This is a genomic window from Piscinibacter sp. PDB5-1, from assembly GCF_056676035.1.
In genome coordinates, this window is record NZ_JBWVZL010000002.1 from 444,772 (window position 1) to 466,074 (window position 21,303).

Annotated in this window: 15 protein-coding genes; 1 reads left to right on the forward strand and 14 read right to left on the reverse strand. The window is 68.6% G+C overall.

The genetic code is table 11. From position 1 onward, the window contains the following. Position 1: 1 nt before the first annotated feature. Positions 2–3,175, reverse strand: a complete 3,174-nt coding sequence (locus tag AC1KAT_RS09390; RefSeq protein ID WP_480325110.1) for a hybrid sensor histidine kinase/response regulator — start codon at positions 3,173–3,175, stop codon at positions 2–4. Between the two features lie 173 nt (positions 3,176–3,348). Between AC1KAT_RS09390 and AC1KAT_RS09395 the strand changes: the two genes are divergently transcribed. Further along, entirely contained in the window at positions 3,349–4,962 is a 1,614-nt protein-coding gene (locus AC1KAT_RS09395) for a sensor histidine kinase (RefSeq protein WP_480325112.1), read from the forward strand. 16 nt (positions 4,963–4,978) lie between these two features. Here AC1KAT_RS09395 and AC1KAT_RS09400 read toward each other — a convergent pair whose 3' ends face one another. The 13 genes from AC1KAT_RS09400 to AC1KAT_RS09460 all read right to left on the reverse strand — a co-directional run bounded on the left by AC1KAT_RS09400 (position 4,979) and on the right by AC1KAT_RS09460 (position 21,300). Then, complete coding sequence (locus AC1KAT_RS09400) at positions 4,979–5,743, reverse strand: oxygen-binding di-iron domain-containing protein (protein WP_480325114.1); 765 nt, start codon at positions 5,741–5,743, stop codon at positions 4,979–4,981. A 115-nt stretch (positions 5,744–5,858) separates the two neighbouring features. Further along, positions 5,859–6,470 (reverse strand): response regulator, encoded by a 612-nt coding sequence (locus tag AC1KAT_RS09405; RefSeq protein ID WP_480325116.1) that lies wholly within the window; start codon positions 6,468–6,470, stop codon positions 5,859–5,861. A 42-nt stretch (positions 6,471–6,512) separates the two neighbouring features. After that, entirely contained in the window at positions 6,513–10,124 is a 3,612-nt protein-coding gene (locus AC1KAT_RS09410; protein WP_480325118.1) for a PAS domain S-box protein, read from the reverse strand. A 95-nt stretch (positions 10,125–10,219) separates the two neighbouring features. Then, positions 10,220–11,428: an EAL and HDOD domain-containing protein gene (locus tag AC1KAT_RS09415; protein ID WP_480325120.1), complete on the reverse strand. Its 1,209-nt coding sequence runs from the start codon at positions 11,426–11,428 to the stop codon at positions 10,220–10,222. Positions 11,429–11,506: 78 nt separating this feature from the next. Beyond that, positions 11,507–12,697 (reverse strand): flagellar hook-associated protein FlgL, encoded by a 1,191-nt coding sequence (gene flgL, locus AC1KAT_RS09420; protein WP_480325122.1) that lies wholly within the window; start codon positions 12,695–12,697, stop codon positions 11,507–11,509. Positions 12,698–12,717: 20 nt separating this feature from the next. Continuing rightward, positions 12,718–14,748, reverse strand: coding sequence for a flagellar hook-associated protein FlgK (gene flgK / locus AC1KAT_RS09425; RefSeq protein ID WP_480325124.1), 2,031 nt, complete (start codon positions 14,746–14,748; stop codon positions 12,718–12,720). Between the two features lie 27 nt (positions 14,749–14,775). Continuing rightward, positions 14,776–15,615, reverse strand: coding sequence for a flagellar assembly peptidoglycan hydrolase FlgJ (gene flgJ, locus AC1KAT_RS09430; protein WP_480325126.1), 840 nt, complete (start codon positions 15,613–15,615; stop codon positions 14,776–14,778). Position 15,616: 1 nt separating this feature from the next. Beyond that, positions 15,617–16,753 (reverse strand): flagellar basal body P-ring protein FlgI, encoded by a 1,137-nt coding sequence (locus tag AC1KAT_RS09435; protein WP_480325128.1) that lies wholly within the window; start codon positions 16,751–16,753, stop codon positions 15,617–15,619. 64 nt (positions 16,754–16,817) lie between these two features. Continuing rightward, the gene (locus tag AC1KAT_RS09440; protein ID WP_480325130.1) at positions 16,818–17,492 is read right to left on the reverse strand and encodes a flagellar basal body L-ring protein FlgH; all 675 of its coding nucleotides are present in this window, start codon (positions 17,490–17,492) and stop codon (positions 16,818–16,820) included. A 25-nt stretch (positions 17,493–17,517) separates the two neighbouring features. Further along, entirely contained in the window at positions 17,518–18,300 is a 783-nt protein-coding gene (flgG, locus tag AC1KAT_RS09445) for a flagellar basal-body rod protein FlgG (RefSeq protein WP_480325132.1), read from the reverse strand. Positions 18,301–18,447: 147 nt separating this feature from the next. After that, positions 18,448–19,185, reverse strand: coding sequence for a flagellar basal-body rod protein FlgF (flgF, locus tag AC1KAT_RS09450; RefSeq protein ID WP_480325134.1), 738 nt, complete (start codon positions 19,183–19,185; stop codon positions 18,448–18,450). A gap of 121 nt (positions 19,186–19,306) precedes the next feature. Then, positions 19,307–20,569, reverse strand: coding sequence for a flagellar hook protein FlgE (gene flgE, locus AC1KAT_RS09455; protein WP_480325136.1), 1,263 nt, complete (start codon positions 20,567–20,569; stop codon positions 19,307–19,309). A gap of 56 nt (positions 20,570–20,625) precedes the next feature. Then, on the reverse strand, positions 20,626–21,300 hold the full coding sequence (locus tag AC1KAT_RS09460; protein ID WP_480325138.1) for a flagellar hook assembly protein FlgD: 675 nt from the start codon (positions 21,298–21,300) through the stop codon (positions 20,626–20,628). Positions 21,301–21,303 lie beyond the last annotated feature (3 nt).

Sequence of the window (21,303 nt, forward strand, 5' to 3'; positions counted from 1 at the left end):
GTCAGGTGCTCAGGATCTTCTTCAGGGCCACGTGAACCACCTCGACTTCGGCTTGCAGCGCTTCGACACGCTCGTCCACGCCGTCGAGCTGTTCGGCCCGGGCCATGGCTTCGAGTTCGGCGCACATGCGAGAGAGCTTCATCGCGCCGATGCTCGCTGAAGACGATTTTAGGGTGTGGGCCACGTGCCGAATCCCAGAGATTTCCTGGGTACGCTGCGCCTCGACCAATTGCGGGATCAAGCGTCCGATCGAGCTTTCGAAGGCGTTGACCACGCGCTCCATCAGGCGGTTCTCACCCGTCGGGTCCAGCTCGCGCAGGCGGTCCAGCGCGCCGGCGTCGAGCACATCGGTGCCGGCGGCAGCATCGGCGGGGGGCAGCCCCGGGCCACCCGCCGAAGGCCGGGGTTCCATGGGTGCCGAAGGTCGAAGGTGTTTGGACAGCATGGAGAGCAGTTGGCTTTGGCGGAACGGTTTGGAAAGATAGCCATTAAAGCCCAAACCCAGGAACCGCTGTTCATCCCCTCCGAGCGCATTGGCGGTCACGGCGATCACCGGGGTGTCGGACGGCGTGAGGAAGCTGAAGCGCCCGGTCGTGTCGCGGCGGAACCACCCCAGGGCCTCGACACCGTCCATGCCCGGCATCTGGATGTCCATCATCACCAGGTCGAAGCGCTTTTCGCACAGCGCCCGCAACCCGGCCAGCCCGCCTGCGGCGACGCGCACCCGACACCCGAGCGTGCGAAGCATCTGGCTGATGACCTCTTGGTTGACGACGTTGTCCTCGACGACAAGGATGTGGGCGTCGAGCCGGGGCGTCAACCGGGCGGTGTCTGAAAGGTTGGACGAAACCCCAAGAATGGCCTGTCTGAGCTCGGCCTTGCGCACGGGCTTGGGCACGAAACGGTCAAAACCGGCATGGTGCGCTGCACGAACGTCGTCGGGTGACGAGACGGACGAGAGCAGGATCATCTTCATGTCGGGGTGGATGCGGCTGGCCTGCAGGGCCTGGGCAAGCCCCATGCCGTCGAGGCGGGGCATGTTCATGTCCACCAGCGCCAGGTCGAAGCGCGGGTCCACCGGGGTGCTGCCTTGCAGGATGTCGAGCGCGCGGCGGCCGTCCTCGGCCAGCACCACGTCCATGCCCCAGGCATGCAGCATGTTCTCCAGCACGATGCGGTTGGTTTCGTGGTCTTCGACCACCAGCACGCGCAGGCGCGGCATGTCGGCCAGGTCGAGCCCGAGCGTGGCCGACTGCAGCGGCGACGCCGCCAGCGGAATCTGGAAGCTGAAGCGCGAGCCCTGCCCCGGGGCGCTGGTGACCGCGATTTGCCCGCCCATCAGTTCGACGAGCTGTTTCGATATCGCCAAGCCCAGCCCGGTGCCGCCAAACCGCCGCGACATGCCGGCGCTGGCCTGGGTGAAAGCGCTGAACAGGCGCGGCAGGACCTCCGGCTCGATGCCGATCCCGGTGTCGGTGACGGCAAATTCGTAGCCGTGCCCGCCTTCGGCCGAAGCCTGCGGGCTGCCTTGCGGCGGCCGAGCGGCGCCGGCCAGCTGCCGCAGGTGCACGGTCACCTCGCCCTGCTCGGTGAACTTGATCGCATTGGCCACGAGATTGGTCAAGACCTGGCGCAGTCGCAGCGGGTCGCCGTGGACCACCGTCGGCAGGCCGGCGCCCTCGTGGAAGCTGAGTTCGATGCCTTTTTCGTGGGCGCGCGGGGCCAGCAGCTCCAGCGTGTCTTCGACCACGGTGCGAAGCACGAAATCGACCTCGGCCAGTTCGAGCTTGCCGGCCTCGATCTTCGAGAAGTCGAGGATGTCGTTGATGATCTCCAGCAGCGCCTCTCCCGAACGGTAGACCGCCTGCACGAAGCGGCGCTGCTTGTCGTTGAGCGCGGTGCCCAGCAGCAGCTCGGTCATGCCGAGGATGCCGTTCATCGGCGTGCGGATCTCATGGCTCATGTTGGCCATGAACTGGCTCTTGGCGCGGCTGGCCGACTCGGCCGTGTCGCGCGCTCGCTGCAGTTCGGCGTGACGCTCGACCTCTTCGGTGATGTCCGCCACCAGCCCGTAGACGCGCGCCGCGCCGGTCGGCAGCAGCCGCGTGCGGGTGCGCGATCGCAGCCAGCGCAGCCCCTTGTGCGGGTGGTGCACGCGGAAGGTGATGTCCGCCGGCTCGCCCAGCCGCTCGCGCACGCGGCGGTCGGCCAGCAGTTGCCGGTCGTCTTCGTGCACCCGAGAGAAAAAGAGCCCCGGGCTGGCTTCCCACTCTTCGCGCGTCACGCCCCAGACCTCGAGGTTGCTCTGGGTCATGAAATAGAAGCGGTCGCGCTCGGGGTTGGTGACGAAGAGCGCGTCTTCCAGCGTGTCGGCAAATTCGCGCAGGCTCGACTTGGCCTCGGCGAGGCGGCGTTGCATGGCCTCGCGTTCGGCGGCATCGTCACGCTGGCGCTGGCGCTCGGCTTCACGCTCGGCCACGGCGGCCAGTTGCAGCTGGATGGTGTCGAGAAGGGGCGCCAGCCCCACGCGGGCGGCCTCGCAGCGCGGCCCGTGCAGTTCGAGCGCGGCCACGGGCCGTTCGCCCAGCAGCACCGGCAGCACGAGCAGGCAGTCGGGCGCCGCACCACGCGACACCGGCAGTTGGGTGAACACCGGTTGGTGCGTCAGCACCGCGCGGCCGGTGGGGCTCAGGTGCCGGTGCACCGACACGCGGCCCTGCGTCTCGGGGCAGCCTTCGGACAGCAGGTCGAGCTCGGCGCTGTCTTCATGGACAGCGACCACCCGAAGGGCCGACCACTCGCGCGCGTCGAACGCGCGGGCCAGCAGCGCGCCAACCGCGTGCAAAGCGTCGGGCAGGGTCTGCGCCTGGGCACTGCAACGCGCCGTGGCTTGCAGCAAGGTGAGCCAGGGCAGGTCAGCGGCGCCGGGGCCGGCCGGCGGCAAGGCCGTTCCGCCAAGGGCAGCATCGCCTGTGTTGCCCCCCTCGGACGGCTCGGCCGGCACGCGGCGCATGGCCTGGGCCCGGCCCTCGAACAGCCGGAAGCTCAGCGCCAGGGCGGCGGCGATGGCGGCTGCAGCAGCCATCCACCCCGCCGAACCCGCCGGAACGATCCATGCCAGCACGGCCAGCAAACCGGCCGAGGCGAGCAAGGGGCGAACGGGGCGAGCGGCCATGGGGGCGTGGAGGAATCACTACGGAGACAGCACAGAGCCACCCGACAGCACGGCGAACGCAGCCATTGCGAGGGGAATCCAGACCGGGTTCTCGGCACAACGGCACAAAACTTAAGCGCGATGTGGCGTGCAAGTGAGCGGCTGCGCACAAGGCGCTCCCTACAATCTTTTACATGACCTGCCCGACCTCGCCCGGCGTTCGACGGCCTCGGCTCCGCACCTCGGCCTCGGCACTCGGCGCGGTGAGCTGCGCCTGGGCGCTGCCGGCCTGGGCCCAACCCGTGGGCGCGGGCAGCGCCGCCGGCGGTTGGGCCGTGGCACTGGGCCTGAGCTTGGCCGCGCTGGCCTGTGCTGGCGTCGGCCTGATGCACCTGAACCGCCAGCGCCGCCAGTTGCGCGCCGACCTGCACGCGGCCGAAGGCCTGCGCGAGGTGCTCGATCTGTGGCAATGGCGCAGCGACCCCGGGCACCACCTGACCGACCTGCGGCCGCCGCAGGGCGCCCCGCGCGAGCGCTGGGGCCAGGCCGCGAGCCGGCCGCTGCTGTGGCAGCACTTCGAGATCGACCCCGGCGCCCTGCCCGGCCTGCGCGCGCAGCTGGACGCCCATGCGCCCTTCGCCGCCGTGCCCGCCTTGCACGGCGACTGCCGCTTTTTGCTCAGCGGCACGCCCCGCTTCGACACCGACGGCCGCTTTGCGCACTACGTGGGCACGGCCCGCGAACTGGCCACGGCGCCGGACCAATTGACCGCGCCACTGCTGCAGGCGTTGCCCTCACCCGCCGTGCAGGTCTCGGGCGACGGCGAGCCCGCGTCCTGGCGGGTGCAAGGCGGCAACCCTTTGGCCGCCCAGTGGCTGGGCGTGGCCGAAGCACGCCTGCCAGGCTTGCGCTTCGATGAACTCAGCGCGCGCCTGCCCGCGGCGCTGCGCACTGCGGTGGTCCGGTTGGCCCAGCTGGACGAAGCCCGCCTCATGCCCCTGGCCGACGGCTGGGAGTTGCGCGTGCTGCCCCTGCCCCGCACGCCGTGCCAGACCTCGGCCGCCGCCTGGTTGGTGTTTCAGCGCCCGGCGCGGCCGAGCGACGACGACTCGGTGCGCGCGCAAGACCTCGAAGCCTTCGGCTACACCGTCTCGCACGACCTGCGTGCGCCGGTGCGCGTGGTCGAGGGCTTCGCGCGCATCCTGAAAGAAGACTACGGCCGCCTGCTCGACCGCATCGGCAACGACCACCTCGATCGCGTGATGGGCGCGGCCTCGCGCATGAACAGCATGATCGACTCGCTGCTGGCGCTGTCGCAGCTGTCCTCGCAGCCGCTGGCGCGCCAGCCGATCAACCTGTCGCAGCTCGCCGGCTACATCGTCGATGACCTGCGCCGCCAGTCGCCCGAGCGCCAGGTGCGCGTCGAGATCGAACCCGGCCTGCTCACCGTGGGCGACGCCACGCTGATGCGCGTGGCGCTCGAAAACCTGCTCGGCAACGCGTGGAAGTACACCGCCAAGCGCGCCGACGCGTGCATCTGGTTCGAGGCAAGCGAGCACGAGGGCCGCCCGGCCTTCACGGTGCGCGACAACGGGGCCGGCTTCGACATGCGCTTCGCGGATCGCCTGTTCGGCGTGTTCCAGCGCCTGCACAGCGCGAGCGACTTCAACGGCACCGGCGTGGGCCTGGCCTCGGTGCGGCGGATCATCCGCCGGCACGGCGGCGACATCTGGGCCGAGGGCGAGGTGGACCGCGGCGCGCGCTTCCAGTTCTGGCTGCCAGGCGGCGACGCCGAGCGCCGGCATTGAATCCCACTGCCGCCGGTCAGCTCGCCGGCAGCGTGTAGTTGTCCGCGTGCATCAGGTCGATGCCGCACTCCAGCGTCTGCACCCAGGCAATGAACTCACCGACGGCCGCGCCGGTCAGCGGCGCGCCGTGCTGCGGCACGATCATCTCGATCGGCAGCGGTTTCACCATTTGCGCCCACAGCTTGAGGATCTTGCTGCTGCCCATGTAGCGCCGGTGGAAAGGCTCCATGTGCGGCAGGTGTTCGCGCAGCGACGTGATGGGCTTGCGCGGGTCGCCGCCCAGCGTCACCGCCAGGTCGCCCGAGAAGAGGATGCGGCTCACCGGGTCCCAGAACTGGAAGTTGCCTTCCGCGTGCAAGAAGTGCGCAGGCAACGCCCAGATTTCGTGGCGGCCCACCGTGACACGCATGCCCGGGTCCGGAATGCCCACGATGCGGCCCGAGGTTTTGCCGGGCTTGCAAAAGTGCGGCGCAAAACGCGCCCACAAGCTGCTGATGTAGACGTTCGCCGAGGTGGAGGTCATCCACCGGTCGAGCGAGGCGATGATGTCCGGGTCCGCGTGCGAGGCGAGGATGGACGTGAGCCGCTGCGGCGGAAAGTGCTGCGACATGCCCAGGTACAGCTCCGAGTAGGCCAGGTTGCCGCCCGGGTCGATGACCGCGCCGGTCTCGTCATCGACGATCAGAAACTGGTTGGCTTGCACCGCCTCGCCGCTTTCGCCGCTGAGGTCGGTGAACATCAGGCACTTGTGGCCCCGGTGGTTGTAAAGCTCGACGGGCATGACAGGCTCCCTGGATGGGCCTGCCGTTCCCGCAGCATGGCCCGTGAGGGCGCGACTCTACGGGCGGGGATCGGGCCGGTCGTTGATGCGCATCAACGCCGCGCTTGCCCGATGTTCACGTGCGCGGCAGCGACAGCGCCTCGACGGCGGCCAGCAGTTGCTCGGCCTGCTGGGCCAGCGAGCGCGAGTTCGATGCCGCCAGCCGCTGCAACTGGCCGAAGGCCTCGGCGCGGCTCAGCGAATGGCGGTGCATCAGCACGCCCAGCGCCATCGCGATGGGCTGCGACAGCGCCTCGTGCGCGGGCGGCACGGCGGCCACGGCCGGCTGCGCGACCGGTGCGCTCATGGAGCGCTCGCCGATGTGCACGAAGGCCGCTTCGACGGCCGGCACGATCTGGCGGATGTCGAGCGGCTTGATCAGGTAGGCCACCGCCCCCAGGGCCTTCACCTGCGCCAGCGTGTCGTCGTCGGCGAAGGCCGAGAGGAACATGAACGGCGTCTGCAGGTATTCGCGCAGGTAGGCGGCCACGTCGAAGCCCGTCTTGCCTTCCATGCGGATGTCGAGCAGCGCGAGGTCGGGCTTGTGCTCACGCGCGAGCAGGATGGCATCGTCGCCATTGTCGGCATCGATGATCTCGTAACCCGCCTGCGCGAGGCCGTGGGTCAGCGTCGCCAGCACCAGCCGGTCGTCGTCCACCACGAGAATCTTGCCTTTGTGCGTTGTCAATTCGACCCCTTCTCCCCCGTGACGATTGTCGCGGAAGCCACCTCAGCCCGGGGGCAAGAGTGACACCCCAGGCGGGATCAATCGCACGCTTGCCATCACTTCGTGGCCCTCTTGCGCCATCGACAGGCTGGCACTGCGCCGGGGCAGCAGGGCCCGCACGAGGCCCAAGCCCGACACGCCACCCGGAAAGCGCGCCAGACTGAAGCCTGCGGGCAGCTCGCCGCGGTTGCGGATCTCGATCACCACCGCGTCGGGTGACGACACCATGCGGCAGGTCACCGGGCTGCCCGCGTGCTGGGCGCTGTGCTTGATGGCGTTGGTCAGCAGCTCGTTGATGGTCAGCGCAATCGGGATCGACTCCGCCTCGGGCAGCGACCACCGCTCGATGTGCTCGCCCTCGGCCGTCATGGTGATCGTGCGGCCGAAGGTGCGCTGCACCGAGCCGGTGATGGCGTCGAGCACGCTCTTCACCCGCAGCGGCCCGTGCACGCCAACCTGCAGGCCGTAGACCTGCGCGATGGCCTGCACCTGCCCCACCACCTCGGACATCACCGCCGCCATCTCGGGCTTGCGCGCGCCGATCTGCTGCAGCAGCCCGGCCACGCCCTGCAGGTTGTTCTTGATGCGGTGGTGCACCTCTTTCACCAGCATCTCGCGCTGCGCGATCGCGGCCTCGAAGCGCGCTTCTTGCGCGGCGCGCTGCTCGGTGACATCGCTGGCCACCACCAGCAACTGGTCGGGCGGCTGGCCGGGCGCCGACAAAGGCATCAGCCGCGCGTCCCACACCCGCGTCTCGCCCCGCATGGGCAGGCGGTACTCGCGCTGCGTCACGTCGCGGCGGCGCAGCGCGTGCTCCATGTCGTGCCGGTAGTTGTAGGCCTGGTCGGCCGGGAAGACCTCTTCCAGCGTGCGGCCGATCAGGTCGCTCGGGGTGCACTGGGCGATGCCCGCAGCCACCGGGTTGGCCTGCACGATGCGCAAGCCGTCGGCTGAGATGAGCGCGATCGCCATCGGCGCGACTTCGATGATCCGCTGCAGCGAGGCCTGCGCCTCGACGATGCGTGCCTCGGCCTGGCGGCGCCGTTCGATGTCGAGCAGCGCATAGGTCAACTGGCGGCCGCGCGACTCACGGCCTGTGGCCACCGCATTGCCCACCACCCAGAACTCGCGCCCGTCGCGCGCCTTGACCTTGCACTCGAAGGTCTCGGCCTGACCCTCGACCAACTCGTCGATGTACTGCGTTCGGCGGAACGGGTGGTCGGGGTCGGGCGTGGCCACCGTGCTGATCGGCAGCTTGACGAAGTCGGCCAGGTCGCCACCGAACATGCGGCGCGCCGAGCGGTTCATCCACTCGATGCCGTTCGCACCGACCGTGACGATGCCCACCAGCACCGAGTCGAGGATGGCGCGCGTGCGCTCGGCCTGCAGCACCATGGCCTCTTGCGCGCGGTGCCGGTCGTCGACGTTGACGTACGAGGCGATGTAGCCGCCGCCGGGGTCGGACTCATCCACCAGGCGCTTGCTGACCTGCACCCACACGAGCGAGCCGTCGCGGCGGCGCAGCTGCCGCTCGCCGAGCCAGCGGCCCGCCTGGCGCAGCGAGCTGTCGGCCTGCGACCACACGCGTTGGAACTCGACCGGGCTGGCGAACAGCTCGGCCATGGGCACGTCGGCCAGCTGCCCCGCATCGAAGCCGGTCAGGTTGCACAGCGCGGCGTTGGCGCGTTGGATGCGGTCCCCGCGCACGAAGGCGATGCCGACCTCGGACAGGCTGAACATCAGCTCGCGGTCGCGGGCGAGCGCTTCAAGTTCTTGCTGCTGTGTCTTGAGGCGGGTGATGTCGGTGAGCACCGCGATGGCCTCGGCCGTGGGGCCCGTCGCCCCGCTGCTGCGCCGCACCGAGAGCGAACACCACTGCCGCGCGCGGTTGGGCAGGTCGAGCACCATCTCGGACTCGTGCACCCGGCCGAGCGCAAGCGCCGCCTCGATCTCGGCCACCAACTGCCCGGCATCGGGCTGGCCCGCCAGCAGCTCTTGCAGGCTGCAGCCGGCCATCGCCCCGGCGGTGAAGCCGAGCATGCGTTCGAAGCGGCGGTTGCAACGCACGAGCATGTTGCCGCGCAGGTAGGCGATGCCGGCGGTGGTGCTCTCGAGAATGGTTGTCATCTCGCGCAGCAGCACCTCGCTGCGCTGCTGCGAGAGGTGCTGCTCGGTGATGTCGAGCGTGACGACCGAGGTCGTGCGCTTGCCCGAGGCGAGCGTGCCGGGCTCGACGCGGGTGAGCAGCCAGCGCTGGCCGAGCTCGGGGTGGCGAATGGCATAGCGCACCTCGGCGCGCTCGGCCTGGCGCAGCGCCTGCTGCAGCCGGTCGTACTCGGGCAGCGATTCGGCCACCACCACGTCGCGGCGAATCGATTGCAGGGCACTGCCTGCCGCCGGTGGGCCTTCGCCCGCCATCGGGGTGCCGGTGCTGGGTCCGCCCAAGTTGACCCAGCCCGATGTCTCTTCGAAGGTGGCGAGGCCGACGCCGGCGGTGTCCATCAGCGCGCCGATCTGCATTTGCGCGAGGTCGCGTTCTTCTTCGACGCTGCGGTCTTCGACCACGGCCATGAAGCGGTGTTGGCCGCTCGACGTGCGGTAGCAGCGCACCAGCGAGCGCAGGTTGCGCACGCTGCCGTCGCGCTGCGGCACCAGGGCCTGCGACTCGACCTGGCTCTGCCCGGGCTGCAGGCGCGCCGACGGGGCGCCGTCTTCCCAGGCCAGCAGTTGCCGCAGGGCCGGGTGCGCTTCTGACATCAACACCGGCACCTGCTCGGTCAACTCTTCGAAGGCGGGGTTGCTGCGGATCAGCAGCCCCTGTTCGTCGAACAGGACCATGCCCACCGGGCTCAAGTCGAACCAGTCGTCCAGCTCGCGCACCGAGCGGTCGGCGCGCTCGCGGGCCACGTGCTCGGCGGTGGCGTCTTGCACGATGGTGAGGTAGCGCGGGCGGCCGTCGCTGCCGTCCCACACACGCCAGCCGATGCGGCACCAGCGCTCGCGGCCGCTGGCGTCGATGAGGCGGCGGTCCACCAGCCGGGGCACCTGCTGCGTGTTGCGCGTTTCGAGCAACTGCAGGCGGTGCTGGTGCTGCGATTCGCGGTCTTCTTCGGGCGCCAGCTCGACCGGGTCGCGGCCGATCAATTGCTCGCGCGTGAAGCCGGTGAACTCGCAATAGGCGGGGTTGACCTGGATGAGCTTGAAGTCGGCATCGAGCACCGCGGCCGGAAACGGCGAATCGGCGAACAGCGCGTTCAGCGCCGGGCCCATGGGCGCCGCGTGGGTCGGCGCCAGCCGCAAGGCCCAGCGATCGCCTTCGAGCGGGCTGAGTGCCACGTCGAAACGGCGGCCGTCGGGCAGGCTCAGTTCGCGCGGCAGGCTCGCCTGGGCCGGCAGCCCCACCCGGGCCAGGCCCTTGGCGAGGTGCTGCGTCACACCCCCGACCAGCGCCTCGCCGAGCTGCGGGGCCGATTGCCGCAGCGGCACGTCCACCTGGACCGACAGCAGGCGCTGCGCGGCCGCGTTGGCGAACACCACCCGCGTGCCCCGGTCGAGCAGGAGCACGGCGTCGGTCAAGCCGTCGAGAAACTGGCGCAGGGCCTTGGGGTCGGACATCGGGGTGCCGTCAACACGCCTCGGGGGCGTCGATCTTCACCCGCGCCGGGCCAGGCCACAAGGCCGGCGGGGATACAGCGCCAAAGGCGGCGCGGTCAATCGAGTTGCGAGGCCGAGGTCAGCGCGGCCAGGATGGCGCGGTTGATCTCGCTCACGCTCAGCATCAGCGCCTCGGCCGACGAGCGGAAGTCGTACAGCGACTCGTTCTCGACCGCCTGCACGAGGTTGAAGTACGGCTGGTACGGCCCGCTGCCATCGACCAGCGCCTGGTACACGCGCTCGGGCACGGGGATGGTCTTGAGCAATTCAGCGAACGGCTGCTTGAACATGCGGTCGAGCAGCGAGAACACGCCGCAGATGAACATCTCATTGCGCATCTCTTCGTCGCCGACCGAGCGCACCAGCTCTTCCATCAGCAGGCCGCGCCGCACGGCGGCAAACATGACCGGCTTGAGGTTGACGTCTTTGCCGGCCGTGGCCAGCAGCAGCGCCAGCCAGCGCTTCAGGCGCTTGTAGCCGAGCATCATGATCGCGTGGCGGAACGAGCTGATCTCGACCCGCAGCCCGAAGGCCGGCGAGTTGATGTAGCGCATCAGCTTGAAGGCCAGCGACGGGTCGCGCTTGAGCGTGGCTTCGAGCTTTTCGATGGGTTCTTCGGTGTCCACCCGGTGGATCAGCTCGACGATGGTCGTCATGTCGGTCTGGCCGGCGGTCTTGCCCGGGGCCTGCGACATGTTGATTGCGTCGTCGATCGGCCAGCCCAGCACGGCCGCGGCCCCACGCGAGAAGCTGGCTTCCAGCTCGGCCAGCGTGCGCACGCCGGCCTGAACGTGCGGAATGTTTCGCACCACGCCCTCAGGCGCTGCGGCGCCGACTTCATTGACACGGCGGTCGTCGGCCAGGTCGATGATCGAATAAGTGAAGCACGGCAGCACCTCGCGCGGCAACTCGTTGACCGGGCGGCCTTTGATGAGCAGCGTGGTGCCGGCGGCCTTGAGTTGCTGCAGGGCCGGTGTGTTGACGGGGTCGGCGGCCATGAACCAAGGCACTTCGACCATCAGGTTGGGTGAAGGACTGGCGCCGAGCAGGTCTTGCAGCAGCCGCTCGCTCACCACGTTGAGTGAGGCCTTGCCGCCGTCGGCCGGCCAGACGCCCCCCACGGAGTGCAGCAGTTGGGCCACGTCGAGCGAAAGGTCCGGCCGCAGCGGAAAGACGGTCAGGCGCGTGGCGATGACGGCCCGGCTGCGGTCGATGAGTGGCGAGTAACCCAGGGCCACCTGGCCCAGGATGGTGTTGTCGGTCACGCAAGCACTCCCGTTCTGTGTCTTGGATTTCGCACCGTGCACCCCGTCCGCTTGCGCATGGGGGGTGATCCGGACGCGTCAGCTGCCGATGTACTGGAACAGCGACATGCGCTGCACCATCGAGTAACTCTTGAGCGCGGCATCGTAGCCCGTTTGCTGTGACTCGAAGTCGGAAATCGCCTTGACCATGTCCAAGTCTTCCGCGTTCGAACGCTCGGTCTGGTTCTGCAGTTTCAAGTCCATGTGGCGCGCGTTCACGCTGTCGCTGCGGGTGAGCGTTTCGCCCACGGCGGCGCGCGCGGCGATCAGGTTGTTCATCACCGAATCGACGTTGCGCAGATGGGTGGACGTCATCTGCATGCGCTGGGCCTGGTTCTGCATCGGCAGCTCGAGGTCGGCCGCGGCGCGGTCGAGCGTGTCGAACACGCTCAGCGTCGAAGTCGAGGGCAAGGCCGTGAAAGTGTCGGCATCGGCCGGCGCGCCGCTGATGGTGAACGCCAGCCCGTCGATCTCGACCGACTGGCCGGACACGTAGGGCGCCCCGCTGATGGCGGTGGGCGCGCCGTCGGCGAGCACGCTGTAGGTGGTCACGCCAGCGGCGACCGAGAAGGCCACGGTGTAGGTCTGGCCGGTCAGCGCCGAGGGGTCGGTGACGCGCCCGCCGTCGATCCAGGCGGTGCTGCTGCCGCTCTGGGTTTCGAACACACCGTTGCCGGTGCGGCCGGTCAGCCAGGTGGCGCGGCCATCGATGGTGAGCGGCAGCGCCTCGCCCGAGGAGGCGTTCAGTTCGCCGCCCACACCACGAAACTGCACGCCGCCGGGCAGATCGACGAAGGGCGGCTGGGCCGAGCCCTGGCCGCCGAACACGTAACCGTTGGCGCCGTCGCTGCGGTTCGACACCGCCAGCAGTTGCGAGCGCAGGGCGCGCAGCTGGTTCGCCAAGCCACGCCGTTCGGCGTCTGAATAACTCCCGTTGCCGCTGGCCACCAGCGCTTCGCGGGCCTGCTGCAGCAGTTCACTGGCATCGCCCAGCGCGCCTTCGGTCAGCTCCATCGCACCACGGCTGGCCTCGGTGGCGCGCATTTGCGCTTCGGTGCGGGCCACGCTGGCCAGCGCACGCTCGGCACGCGCCGCCGCCGCCGGGTCGTCGCTCGCCTTGTTGACACGTTTGCCGCTGACCAGGCGCATTTGCGACTCGGACATCTCGGCCTGCCGGCGCGCGAGCTGGTCCACGGTGCTGTCGAAGGAGTTGGCAGTGCTGATGCGCATGGGAAACCCTCACTCTTCAATCAATTGCCGGCCACGTCGAGCAAGGTGTCGAAGATCGACTGCGCGACCTGCAACATCTTCGCGGCAGCCTGGTAGCTCTGCTGGAACTGCATCAGGCGCGCCGCCTCTTCATCGAGGTTGACGCCCGCCTTGTTGGCGCGCTCGGCCTCGGCGTTTTCGGCCACCGCGGTGGACATGTCGGAGGCGGCCCGCGTCGTCTGCACGCGCAGGCCGATGGTGGCCATCGCGTTGGCGTAGGCGTCGGTGATGTTGACGCCCGACATCACGGTGCCGTCCGCCAGGGTCTGCTGGCCCACCAGACGCCGCGTGGCCAGGTCGGCCAGCACCAGTGCGTTGTTGTTGTTCGACTCGGGGTACAGCGTCGCCTGCACCGAGATCGTGTCTCCGGGCAGCGCCTGCCCATTCACCGTCTCGGGGCCGCGCGGCACGCCGGTGAGGTTGATCTCCCAGCCGTCCAGGCCGGCGGTGTCGGACAGGCGGATCGGCTGCCCTGGCGTCCAGGTGCCGGTGCCGATGACGCTCGAACTCGCGGGCGTGGTGCTGCTGTCCACCAGCTCGACGTCGTAGTCGGTCGCCGAGGTGAAGCGCAGCGTGATGCTTTGCGTGCTGCTCAACACAGGGTTCGGCGTGGTCGTCGTCGCACTGATCGAAGCGATGGCGGCCGTGCCCCGGTTGGCGTTTGGCACGGTGGCCGTCACCGGCGACGCGGCGGCAATGCCCCGGGGGTTGGTCAACGCGCGTGTCATGCCGGCCGCAGCCGCACCCACGGGCTGCAGCAGAAAGCGGTCGCCCGCGTTGGCGGTGCCGGCGTTTAGCGTGAGCGTCACGCCATCGACCACCACGCCGGCCGACAACTGCGCGGCAGAGAACGGGCTGCCCGGCACCGCCTGCTCGTCAGACAGGCGGGTCAGCGTGAAGTCGGTGCCGTTGAAGCGCAGCTCATAGTCGCTGGCCTGCAGTTCGACAGCGTTGCTCACCGTCATCGAGAAGCTGGCATCGCCCGAGTTGGTGGACGAAGTGGCCACACGCGGCTGGCCGAGGGCGAAGATGGGCGCGCCGGCCGTGGGCGGGTTGCCGAGGTCGATGCCCAGCGCCTGCTGGCCGTTGACCGCATAAGCCAGCGCCGAAGCCATCTGGCCGATCAGGTTGCGCGCGTCGCGCAGGTCGCTGTCTTGAAAGCGAAGAAGCCCGGCGAGAGACCCGGCACCGATGGTGTCTTGCGGAATGATCCGCGTGCCGGTCGGGTCTTGCACGCCCACGCGCACCTGGGTCGGGTTGTACGGGTCTTGCACCGCGGCCAGCGTCGTCGAGCGCGCGCCGAGCACCAGCACCTGGCCGCCGCCGACGAAGAGGTTCTGCGCGCCGTCTTCCGAGAAGACCGAGCTGATCGGCAGGTACTCGCTGATCTCGGACACCAGTTGGTCGCGCTGGTCGAGCAGGTCGTTCGGCGCATGGCCGGCGCCACGCGCCTCGGCGATGCGGCCGTTGATCTCGGCCACCTGCGACGCGAGGTCGTTGACGGCGAGGATCGAGTTCTTCAGGTCTTGCGTGACGCCGTTCTGCAGCACGCTCAGTTGGTCAGAGGCGGCGCGGAACCGCGATGCGACCTCTTCAGCGCGTGCCAGCACCACCTGCCGCGCCGACGCATCGGCCGGCCGGCTGGCCACGTCGACGAACGAATTCAGCAGCTGCCCCGACGCGTAGCCCAGACCGGCCTCGCCCGTCTGGAAGACCTTTTCGAGCTGCTGCAGCTGCGACAGGCGCGCCGAGTCGGTGGCGGCGAACGACCGCGACAGTGCGGCCTCTTTCGTGAGGAAGGCATCGTGCGCGCGCGCGACGGTGGTCACGTCCACGCCGCGGCCGAAATAACCCGCGCCGGTGAACTGCCCACCCGAGGTCTGCAGGTCGACGCTCTGCCGCGAATACCCCGGCGTGTTGGCGTTCGAGATGTTGTGACCGACGGTGTGCAGCGCCGTGTAGTTGGCGAACATCGCTCGGGTGCCGAGCGACATCAAGGTGGAAGCGGCCATGCATCAGTCTCCGTCTTCCGCACCCGGTCAGGTGTAGGCGCGTTGCAGGCGCAACGTCTGGTTGATCATCTGCGTGAGCTTTTTCGCATACGCCGGGTCGGTGGCGTAGCCGGCCTTCTGCAGCCCTTGCGCGAACTCTTGCGCGGTGTCGGCCTTGGCCACCACCTTCGAGTAGCGCGGGCTGTTCTTCATCATCTGCGCGTAGTCTTTGAACGACTCTTCGTAGCTCGAATACGCGCGGAACTTGGCCGTTACCTTGCGCGGCTGGCCGTTGATGTATTCGGTGGTGGTGATGGTCGCCACCGGCCCCTTCCAGCCCGGCCCGGCCTTGATGCCGAAGAGGTTGAACGAGTTGCTGCCGTCGGGGTGGCGAATCTCGCGGCGGCCCCAGCCCGACTCGTGCGCGGCCTGCGCGATCATGAAGCTGGCCGGTATGCCGGTCGCGCCTTCGGCGGCACGGGCCGCGTCGTCGTGCTCGCGCAGAAAGTCCACCTGACGCTCTTTGCCCTGCGGCACGGGGCGCAGTTCCTTGCGGCCGGCCTCGCGGGCGGCGTCGCTTGCCATGTTGGCCAGCGGTTCGCCCAGTTGGCGGTCGAGTTGGCGGGCGAGCATGTCGCCGAGGCCGCCCCGCAGGCCCGACATCTGGGTCGCGTACTGCGTGTCGAGCATCTCGGTACCCATCTTCGTGCCCGAGTTGTCGAACAGGCCCGACGACATCGACGACTCGCGCATGCTCTTCATCAGCTCTTGCATGAAGAGCGTCTCGAACTGCTTGGCCGCCTCTTTGACGGCGGCCTTGGGGTCGCTGCCAGCGGTCTGCCGCAGCGCGGCGAGGCTGTTCAGCCCAGGGGTCGGAATTGCAGCCATCTCAAATTACCTCGATTTCCGCATTGAGAGCGCCCGCACTTTTCATCGCCTGCAAGATCGCGAGCAGATCCTGGGGCGTCGCGCCGAGCGCGCTCAGCGCTTTCACCACGTCGGCGAGCTGCGTGCTCGCCGGCATCTGGATCAGCGAGCCGGGCTCCTGGCGAATCGTGATGTCGGCCTTTTCCCGGGTCACCGTCTGCCCGCCCGACAAGGGGCCGGGCTGGCTGATGACCGGGGTCGAGTTGATCGTGACCGACAGGTTGCCGTGCGCGACCGCACAGGGGCCGAGCGTCACGGCCTGGTTCATCACGATCGAGCCGGTGCGCGCGTTGATCACCACCTTGGCGGCAGGCGCGGCCAGGTCAAGCTGCAGGTTTTCGATGTCGGCGAGAAAGCCCACGCGGGCCTCGGGCTGGGTGGGCATGCGCACGCGCACCACGCGGCCGTTGAGCGGCTGGGCCACCAGTTCGCCCATCTTCTTGTTGATGGCGCGCGCCACTTCGCGTGCGGTGTTGTAGTCGGTCGCGTTCAGGTCGAGCTGCACGAACTCGCCCTGGTTCAGCGGCGATGCCACCGAGCGTTCGACCGTCGCGCCTTCGGGGATGCGCCCGGCGCTCAGGTGGTTGATCTGCACCTTCGAGCCGCCGGCCGAGGCACCGGCGCCGCCGACGATCAGGCTGCCCTGCGCGAGTGCGTAGACCTGCCCGTCGGCGCCTTTGAGCGGCGTGGCGATCAGCATGCCGCCGCGCAGCGACTTGGCATTGGCGAGCGACGAGACGTTCACGTCGATGGTCTGGCCGGGCTGGGCGAAGGCCGGCAGTTGCGCGGTGACCATCACGGCCGCCACGTTCTTGATCTGCATGTTGGTGCCGGGCGGCACGGTCACGCCCATCTGCTGCAGCATCGCGTTGAGGCTCTGCGCGGTGAAGGGGGCCGAGGTGGTCTGGTCGCCGGTGCCGTCGAGGCCCACGACGAGGCCGTAACCCACCAGTTGGTTGGCGCGCACGCCTTGCACCGACGCCACTTCCTTGATGCGCGCAGCCTGCGCCGGCCAGGGCCACCACAGCGCGGCGCTGGCGGCGAGAAAGGTCAGACCGATCAGGGCCCGCAGCAGCTTGTCGAGAAAGTGGGATTGCATGGGTCGTACCTCGCTGGGACGGGCCTGGAAGAAGGCAGCCCCGTACGACCGATTCTCAAGAAACTTAAAGGGGCAAAACGTTCAAAAAGAAGCGCCCCAGCCACCCTATTCCGTTTGCATCGGCCTGGGCGCCACGCCCGCGGTGCTCGATGCGCACGTTGGCGATCTGCGCCGAGGCGACGCTGTTGCCCGGCTGGATGGAGCGCGGGTCGACCTGGCCCGAAAAGCGCAGCACGTCCACGTTGTGGTTCACGCCGATCTGCTTTTCGCCGGTGATGACGAGGTGGCCGTTGGCCAGCACGTCGGTGACGGTCGCGGTGATGGTGCCCGAGAAGTCGTTGGTGTTCTCGGTGCTGCCCTTGCCGGCGAAGGTGTTGGTCATCGCGCCCGACACGCTGGCACGGGCGAACGAATTCGGGTTGATCAGCGGCAGCGCCGAGATGCTGCCCTCGACCGCGCCGCCCTTGTCGATCGAGCTGGTGCTCTTCTGGCTGGCGCTGACCTTCTCGACGATCTGCACCGTGACGGTGTCGCCGACCAGGCGCGCCCGGTGGTCTTCGAACAGCGGGCGGTACTGCGCCGCCTGGAAGATCGACCCGTTGGCGACCACCGGCACGGGCGCGGGTTGCGGCCGCACCTGAGTGGTGGGGGCCACGTCCACCTTGGGCAGCGGGTAGAGCGTGCTGCAGCCACCGGCCAGCAAGGTGCAGGCGGCGGCGACGAGGCGAAGGGCGTTCATGGCGGGGTCTCGCAGAAAGAGGTGGTCAGAGCTGCGTCAGGCGCTGCAGCATCTGGTCCGAGGTCTGGATGGCCTTGGAGTTGAGTTCGTAGGCGCGCTGGGTCTGGATCATCCCGACCAGCTCTTCGACCACGTTCACGTTCGAGGTCTCGACGAATCCCTGCTGCAGCGCACCCAGGCCGGCCGCATCGGGTGCGCCGGTGGTGGGCGTGCCCGAGGCCGCGGTCTCGGTGTAGAGGTTCTGGCCCTTGGGGTCGAGGCCGGCCGGGTTCACGAAGTTGGTCAGTTGCAACTGCCCGACCACCGTCGGCTGCGCCTGGCCCGACTGTGTGACGCTCACCGTGCCGTCGGCGCCGATGGTCACGCTCAGCGCGTTGGCCGGAATGGTGATGCCCGGCTGCACCGGCATGCCGTTGTTCGTGACGAGCTGGCCTTGCGCGTTGACCTGGAAAGTGCCGTCGCGGGTGTAGGCGGCCGTGCCATCGGGCATTTGAATTTCGAAGAAGCCGTTGCCGCGGATCGCCACATCGAGCGAGTTGCCCGTCTGCTGCATGTTGCCCTGCGTGAAGCTGCGCGAGGTGGCCACCGCGCGCGTGCCCAGGCCGACCTGCAGGCCGGTGGGCAGCGTGGTCTGCTCGGTGTTGGCCGCGCCGGCCTGCCGCAGGTTCTGGTACATGAGGTCTTCGAAGACCGCATGCGACTTCTTGTAGCCGTTGGTCGCCGAGTTGGCGAGGTTGTGCGAGATGTGGTCCAGCTGGGTCTGCTGAGCCTCCATGCCGGTCTTGGCAATCCACAGGGAACGCATCATGGTGTTTTCTCCTTCGACTCAAAACAGAAGGTATGAAGAAACCGTAGCGAGCGCTTCGAGGTTGCGGCGAGCAGCGCAGCCGTACAGGCGTACGGCGAGGAGCGCAGGCGCAAGATCGAGACGCGCAGTAGGTTTATTCATGCCTTCTTAGCGGTTGGCTGCGTTGGACAGCAGTTGCGAGGCCGCACGTTCATCCGCTTCGGCGGTCTGCAGCATCTTCATCTGCGACTCGAATTGGCGGGCGGCGGCGATCATCGAGACCATGGTCTCGACGGCGCTGACGTTCGAGCCTTCGAGCGCGCCCTCTTGCACGCGGGCCGCGGCATCGGCTTCGAGGTCGTTCCCGTCGGCGCTGCGAAACAGGCCGTCGTCGCCACGCTGCAAGGGCGCTTCGGGCGTGACGATCTTCAGGCGACCGACGTTGGTGCTGCGGCCGTCGGCACCGCGCGCGGCGATGGTGCCGTCGGCACCGATGCTCACGGTCGCGTTGGCCGGCACCTGCACCGGGCCGCCGTCGCCCATCACCGGCAGGCCGCTGCGCGTCACGAGCGTGCCGTCGGCGTTGATGTCGAGCGAGCCGCCGCGCGTGTAGGCCTCGGTGCCGTCGAGCGATTGCACGGCGAGCCAGCTGTTGCCCTTGACCGCCACGTCGAGGCTGCGGCCGGTGTTGGTGATGACCCCGGGCGTCGCGTCGTAGCCGGTGGTGGTTTCGAGCGAGTACACGCGCGTGCTCGCGCCGCTGCCGTTGACCGGCACCGCGCGAAACGCCTGCAGCTCGGCCCGAAAGCCGGGGGTGGACACGTTCGCCAGGTTGTTGGCGAGCACGTCTTGCCGCTGCATGGTGGCTTTCGCCCCCGACATCGAGAGGTAAATCATGCGGTCCATGTGGACTCCCCGTTCGCCGAGTACGTCGAACGCCCCTCCGAGAGGGTCGGGCCTTGCTTGGGGCGGCCCGGCGCGGCGGCCCGGTGACGTTGGCTCAGCATGGGTGCCTCAGTCAGTCAGATCAGCGCATGTTGACCAGGGTCTGCATCACCTGGTCCTGCGTCTTGATGGTCTGCGAGTTGGCCTGGTAGATGCGCTGGGCGACCATCATGGCCACCAGCTCGGCGGTCAGGTCCACGTTCGACTCTTCCAGCGCGCCGGCTTGCAGCACGCCCATGTTCCCTTGCGAGGGCGTGCCCAGCACCGGTTCGCCCGAGGCATAGGTGCGCGCCCAGGCGTTGCCGCCCATCGGCTGCAGGCCCTGCGGGTTGCGGAAGTTCGCCAGTTCGATCTGGCCGGCCGGGCGGCTCTGGCCGTTCGAGTAGCGCGCCATCACGATGCCGTCGCGCTCGACCACCAGGCCCGACAGCTGGCCCGGCGCATAGCCGTCCTGCGACAGGTCGGTCACGCCGAAGCCGGCGCCGTATTGCGTGGCGGTCGAGAAGTCGAGTTCGATGTCGGCGATTTCGAGCGGGACCACGGTGCTCGCAGGCACGGTGAAGGTCATCGGGAAGACCGGCGCGGTGGGCGCGGCCCCGGTGTCGTCGAAGGTCATGCCCGCGACCACCGGCTGCGGGATCGGCGGCGTGCCGCCGTCATCGAGGATCGACTGGCCGTTGGCTGCGATGTAGACGTTCCACTCGTCGGTGGCCGACTTCTGGAAGTAGTAAGTCAGCGCCACGTTCTGGCCCCGCTGGTCGTACACCGTCACCGACGTGGCGTTGTTGTACGTGGTCGGGTCGTTGAAGTCGATCTGCGGACCGGAGGTCGGCAAGGTGACCTGCGCGCGCGAATCGAGGTTCAGTTCCATGTTGACCTCGGTGGTCGCATTGGGCTCGATGCCGGCGGTGGGCAGGCGCAGCGGCACGGCCTGACCGGGCTGGATGACGCCCTGCGCATCGGCCGTGTAGCCCATCAGCTGCTGCAGCTGGTTGTTGATGAGGTAGCCCTCGCGGTCCAGCTTGAACTGGCCGTTGCGGGTGTACATGGTCGGGTTGGTGCCGTCGCTCACCTGGAAGAAGCCCGCGCCGTTGATGGCGAGGTCGAGCGAGTTGGCCGTGGTGGTGATGTTGCCCTGCGAGAACTGCTGCGCCACCGCCGCCACCGTCACGCCGATGCCCACTGCGCTCGCGCCGGTGCCGTTCATCGCGTTGGCGTACATGTCGGCGAACTCGGCGCGCGAGGCCTTGGCCCCGAAGGTGTTCGAGTTGGCGACGTTGTTGCCGATGACGTCGAGGTTCTTGGCCGTGGCGTTGAGACCGGAAAGACCTTGTTGGAAGCTCATGGGGTTGTCCTCAGTGAATCAGTTTGCGAGGTGTCGGTGAACGAACGTCTGCGGCGTCAGTTGAACGAGCGAACGTCTGCGTAAGCCACGGTGCCCATGCCGGCGAGTTCGAGGTTGAGCGTGTTGCCCTTGGTGCTGACGGCCTTGACGGTGTCGCGCACCAGCTCGGTCACGTCCGACTTCACGCTGCCGCGCGTGGCGATCACGCGAAACTTCATGCCGCTGTCGGCGGCGTGGCTGCCCGACGGCCACGCAAAGCCGTGCAGGCCTTCACCGGCGGCGCCCAGTTGCACGGTGTCCACCAGCTGGCCCGAGGCGCTCAGGATTTCGACCGTCACGTTGTCCGCGGCCGAGCTGAGCTCGAAGCCGCCAGTGGCGGTGGCAGGCACCGTGTCGGTGGCGGCGATGAACGCCAGGCGGTCGCCGGGCACCACCACGTCGTGGCCCACCAGCGACGCGCCTTGCAGCGCTTGCAGTTGCATGAACTGCGACGACAGACCGCCCACCGTGGTATTGAGCTTTTCGATGCCGGTCACGGTGTTGATCTGCGCCATCTGGCTGGTGACCTGCGCGTTGTCCATCGGATTCAGCGGGTCCTGGTTCTGCACTTGCGCGACGAGCAGCTTGAGAAAGCGGTCGGCCGAGGCGGCGTCGTTGGCGGTGGTCGTCTTGCCGCCGGCGAGGTTGGTGCCGTTGATGCTGTCCAGCGTGCTGTTGTTGATGGTGGTCATAGC

Coding starts and splice junctions, on each gene's coding strand:
- AC1KAT_RS09390 (WP_480325110.1), bottom strand. CDS start 3,175: ATGGCCGCTCGCCCCGTTCGCCCCTTGCTCGCCTCGGCCGGTTTGCTG.
- AC1KAT_RS09395 (WP_480325112.1), top strand. CDS start 3,349: ATGACCTGCCCGACCTCGCCCGGCGTTCGACGGCCTCGGCTCCGCACC.
- AC1KAT_RS09400 (WP_480325114.1), bottom strand. CDS start 5,743: ATGCCCGTCGAGCTTTACAACCACCGGGGCCACAAGTGCCTGATGTTC.
- AC1KAT_RS09410 (WP_480325118.1), bottom strand. CDS start 10,124: ATGTCCGACCCCAAGGCCCTGCGCCAGTTTCTCGACGGCTTGACCGAC.
- flgL (WP_480325122.1), bottom strand. CDS start 12,697: ATGCGCATCAGCACTGCCAACTCCTTCGACAGCACCGTGGACCAGCTC.
- flgK (WP_480325124.1), bottom strand. CDS start 14,748: ATGGCCGCTTCCACCTTGATGTCGCTCGGCACCCGAGCGATGTTCGCC.
- flgJ (WP_480325126.1), bottom strand. CDS start 15,615: ATGGCTGCAATTCCGACCCCTGGGCTGAACAGCCTCGCCGCGCTGCGG.
- AC1KAT_RS09435 (WP_480325128.1), bottom strand. CDS start 16,753: ATGCAATCCCACTTTCTCGACAAGCTGCTGCGGGCCCTGATCGGTCTG.
- AC1KAT_RS09440 (WP_480325130.1), bottom strand. CDS start 17,492: ATGAACGCCCTTCGCCTCGTCGCCGCCGCCTGCACCTTGCTGGCCGGT.
- flgG (WP_480325132.1), bottom strand. CDS start 18,300: ATGATGCGTTCCCTGTGGATTGCCAAGACCGGCATGGAGGCTCAGCAG.
- flgF (WP_480325134.1), bottom strand. CDS start 19,185: ATGGACCGCATGATTTACCTCTCGATGTCGGGGGCGAAAGCCACCATG.
- flgE (WP_480325136.1), bottom strand. CDS start 20,569: ATGAGCTTCCAACAAGGTCTTTCCGGTCTCAACGCCACGGCCAAGAAC.
- AC1KAT_RS09460 (WP_480325138.1), bottom strand. CDS start 21,300: ATGACCACCATCAACAACAGCACGCTGGACAGCATCAACGGCACCAAC.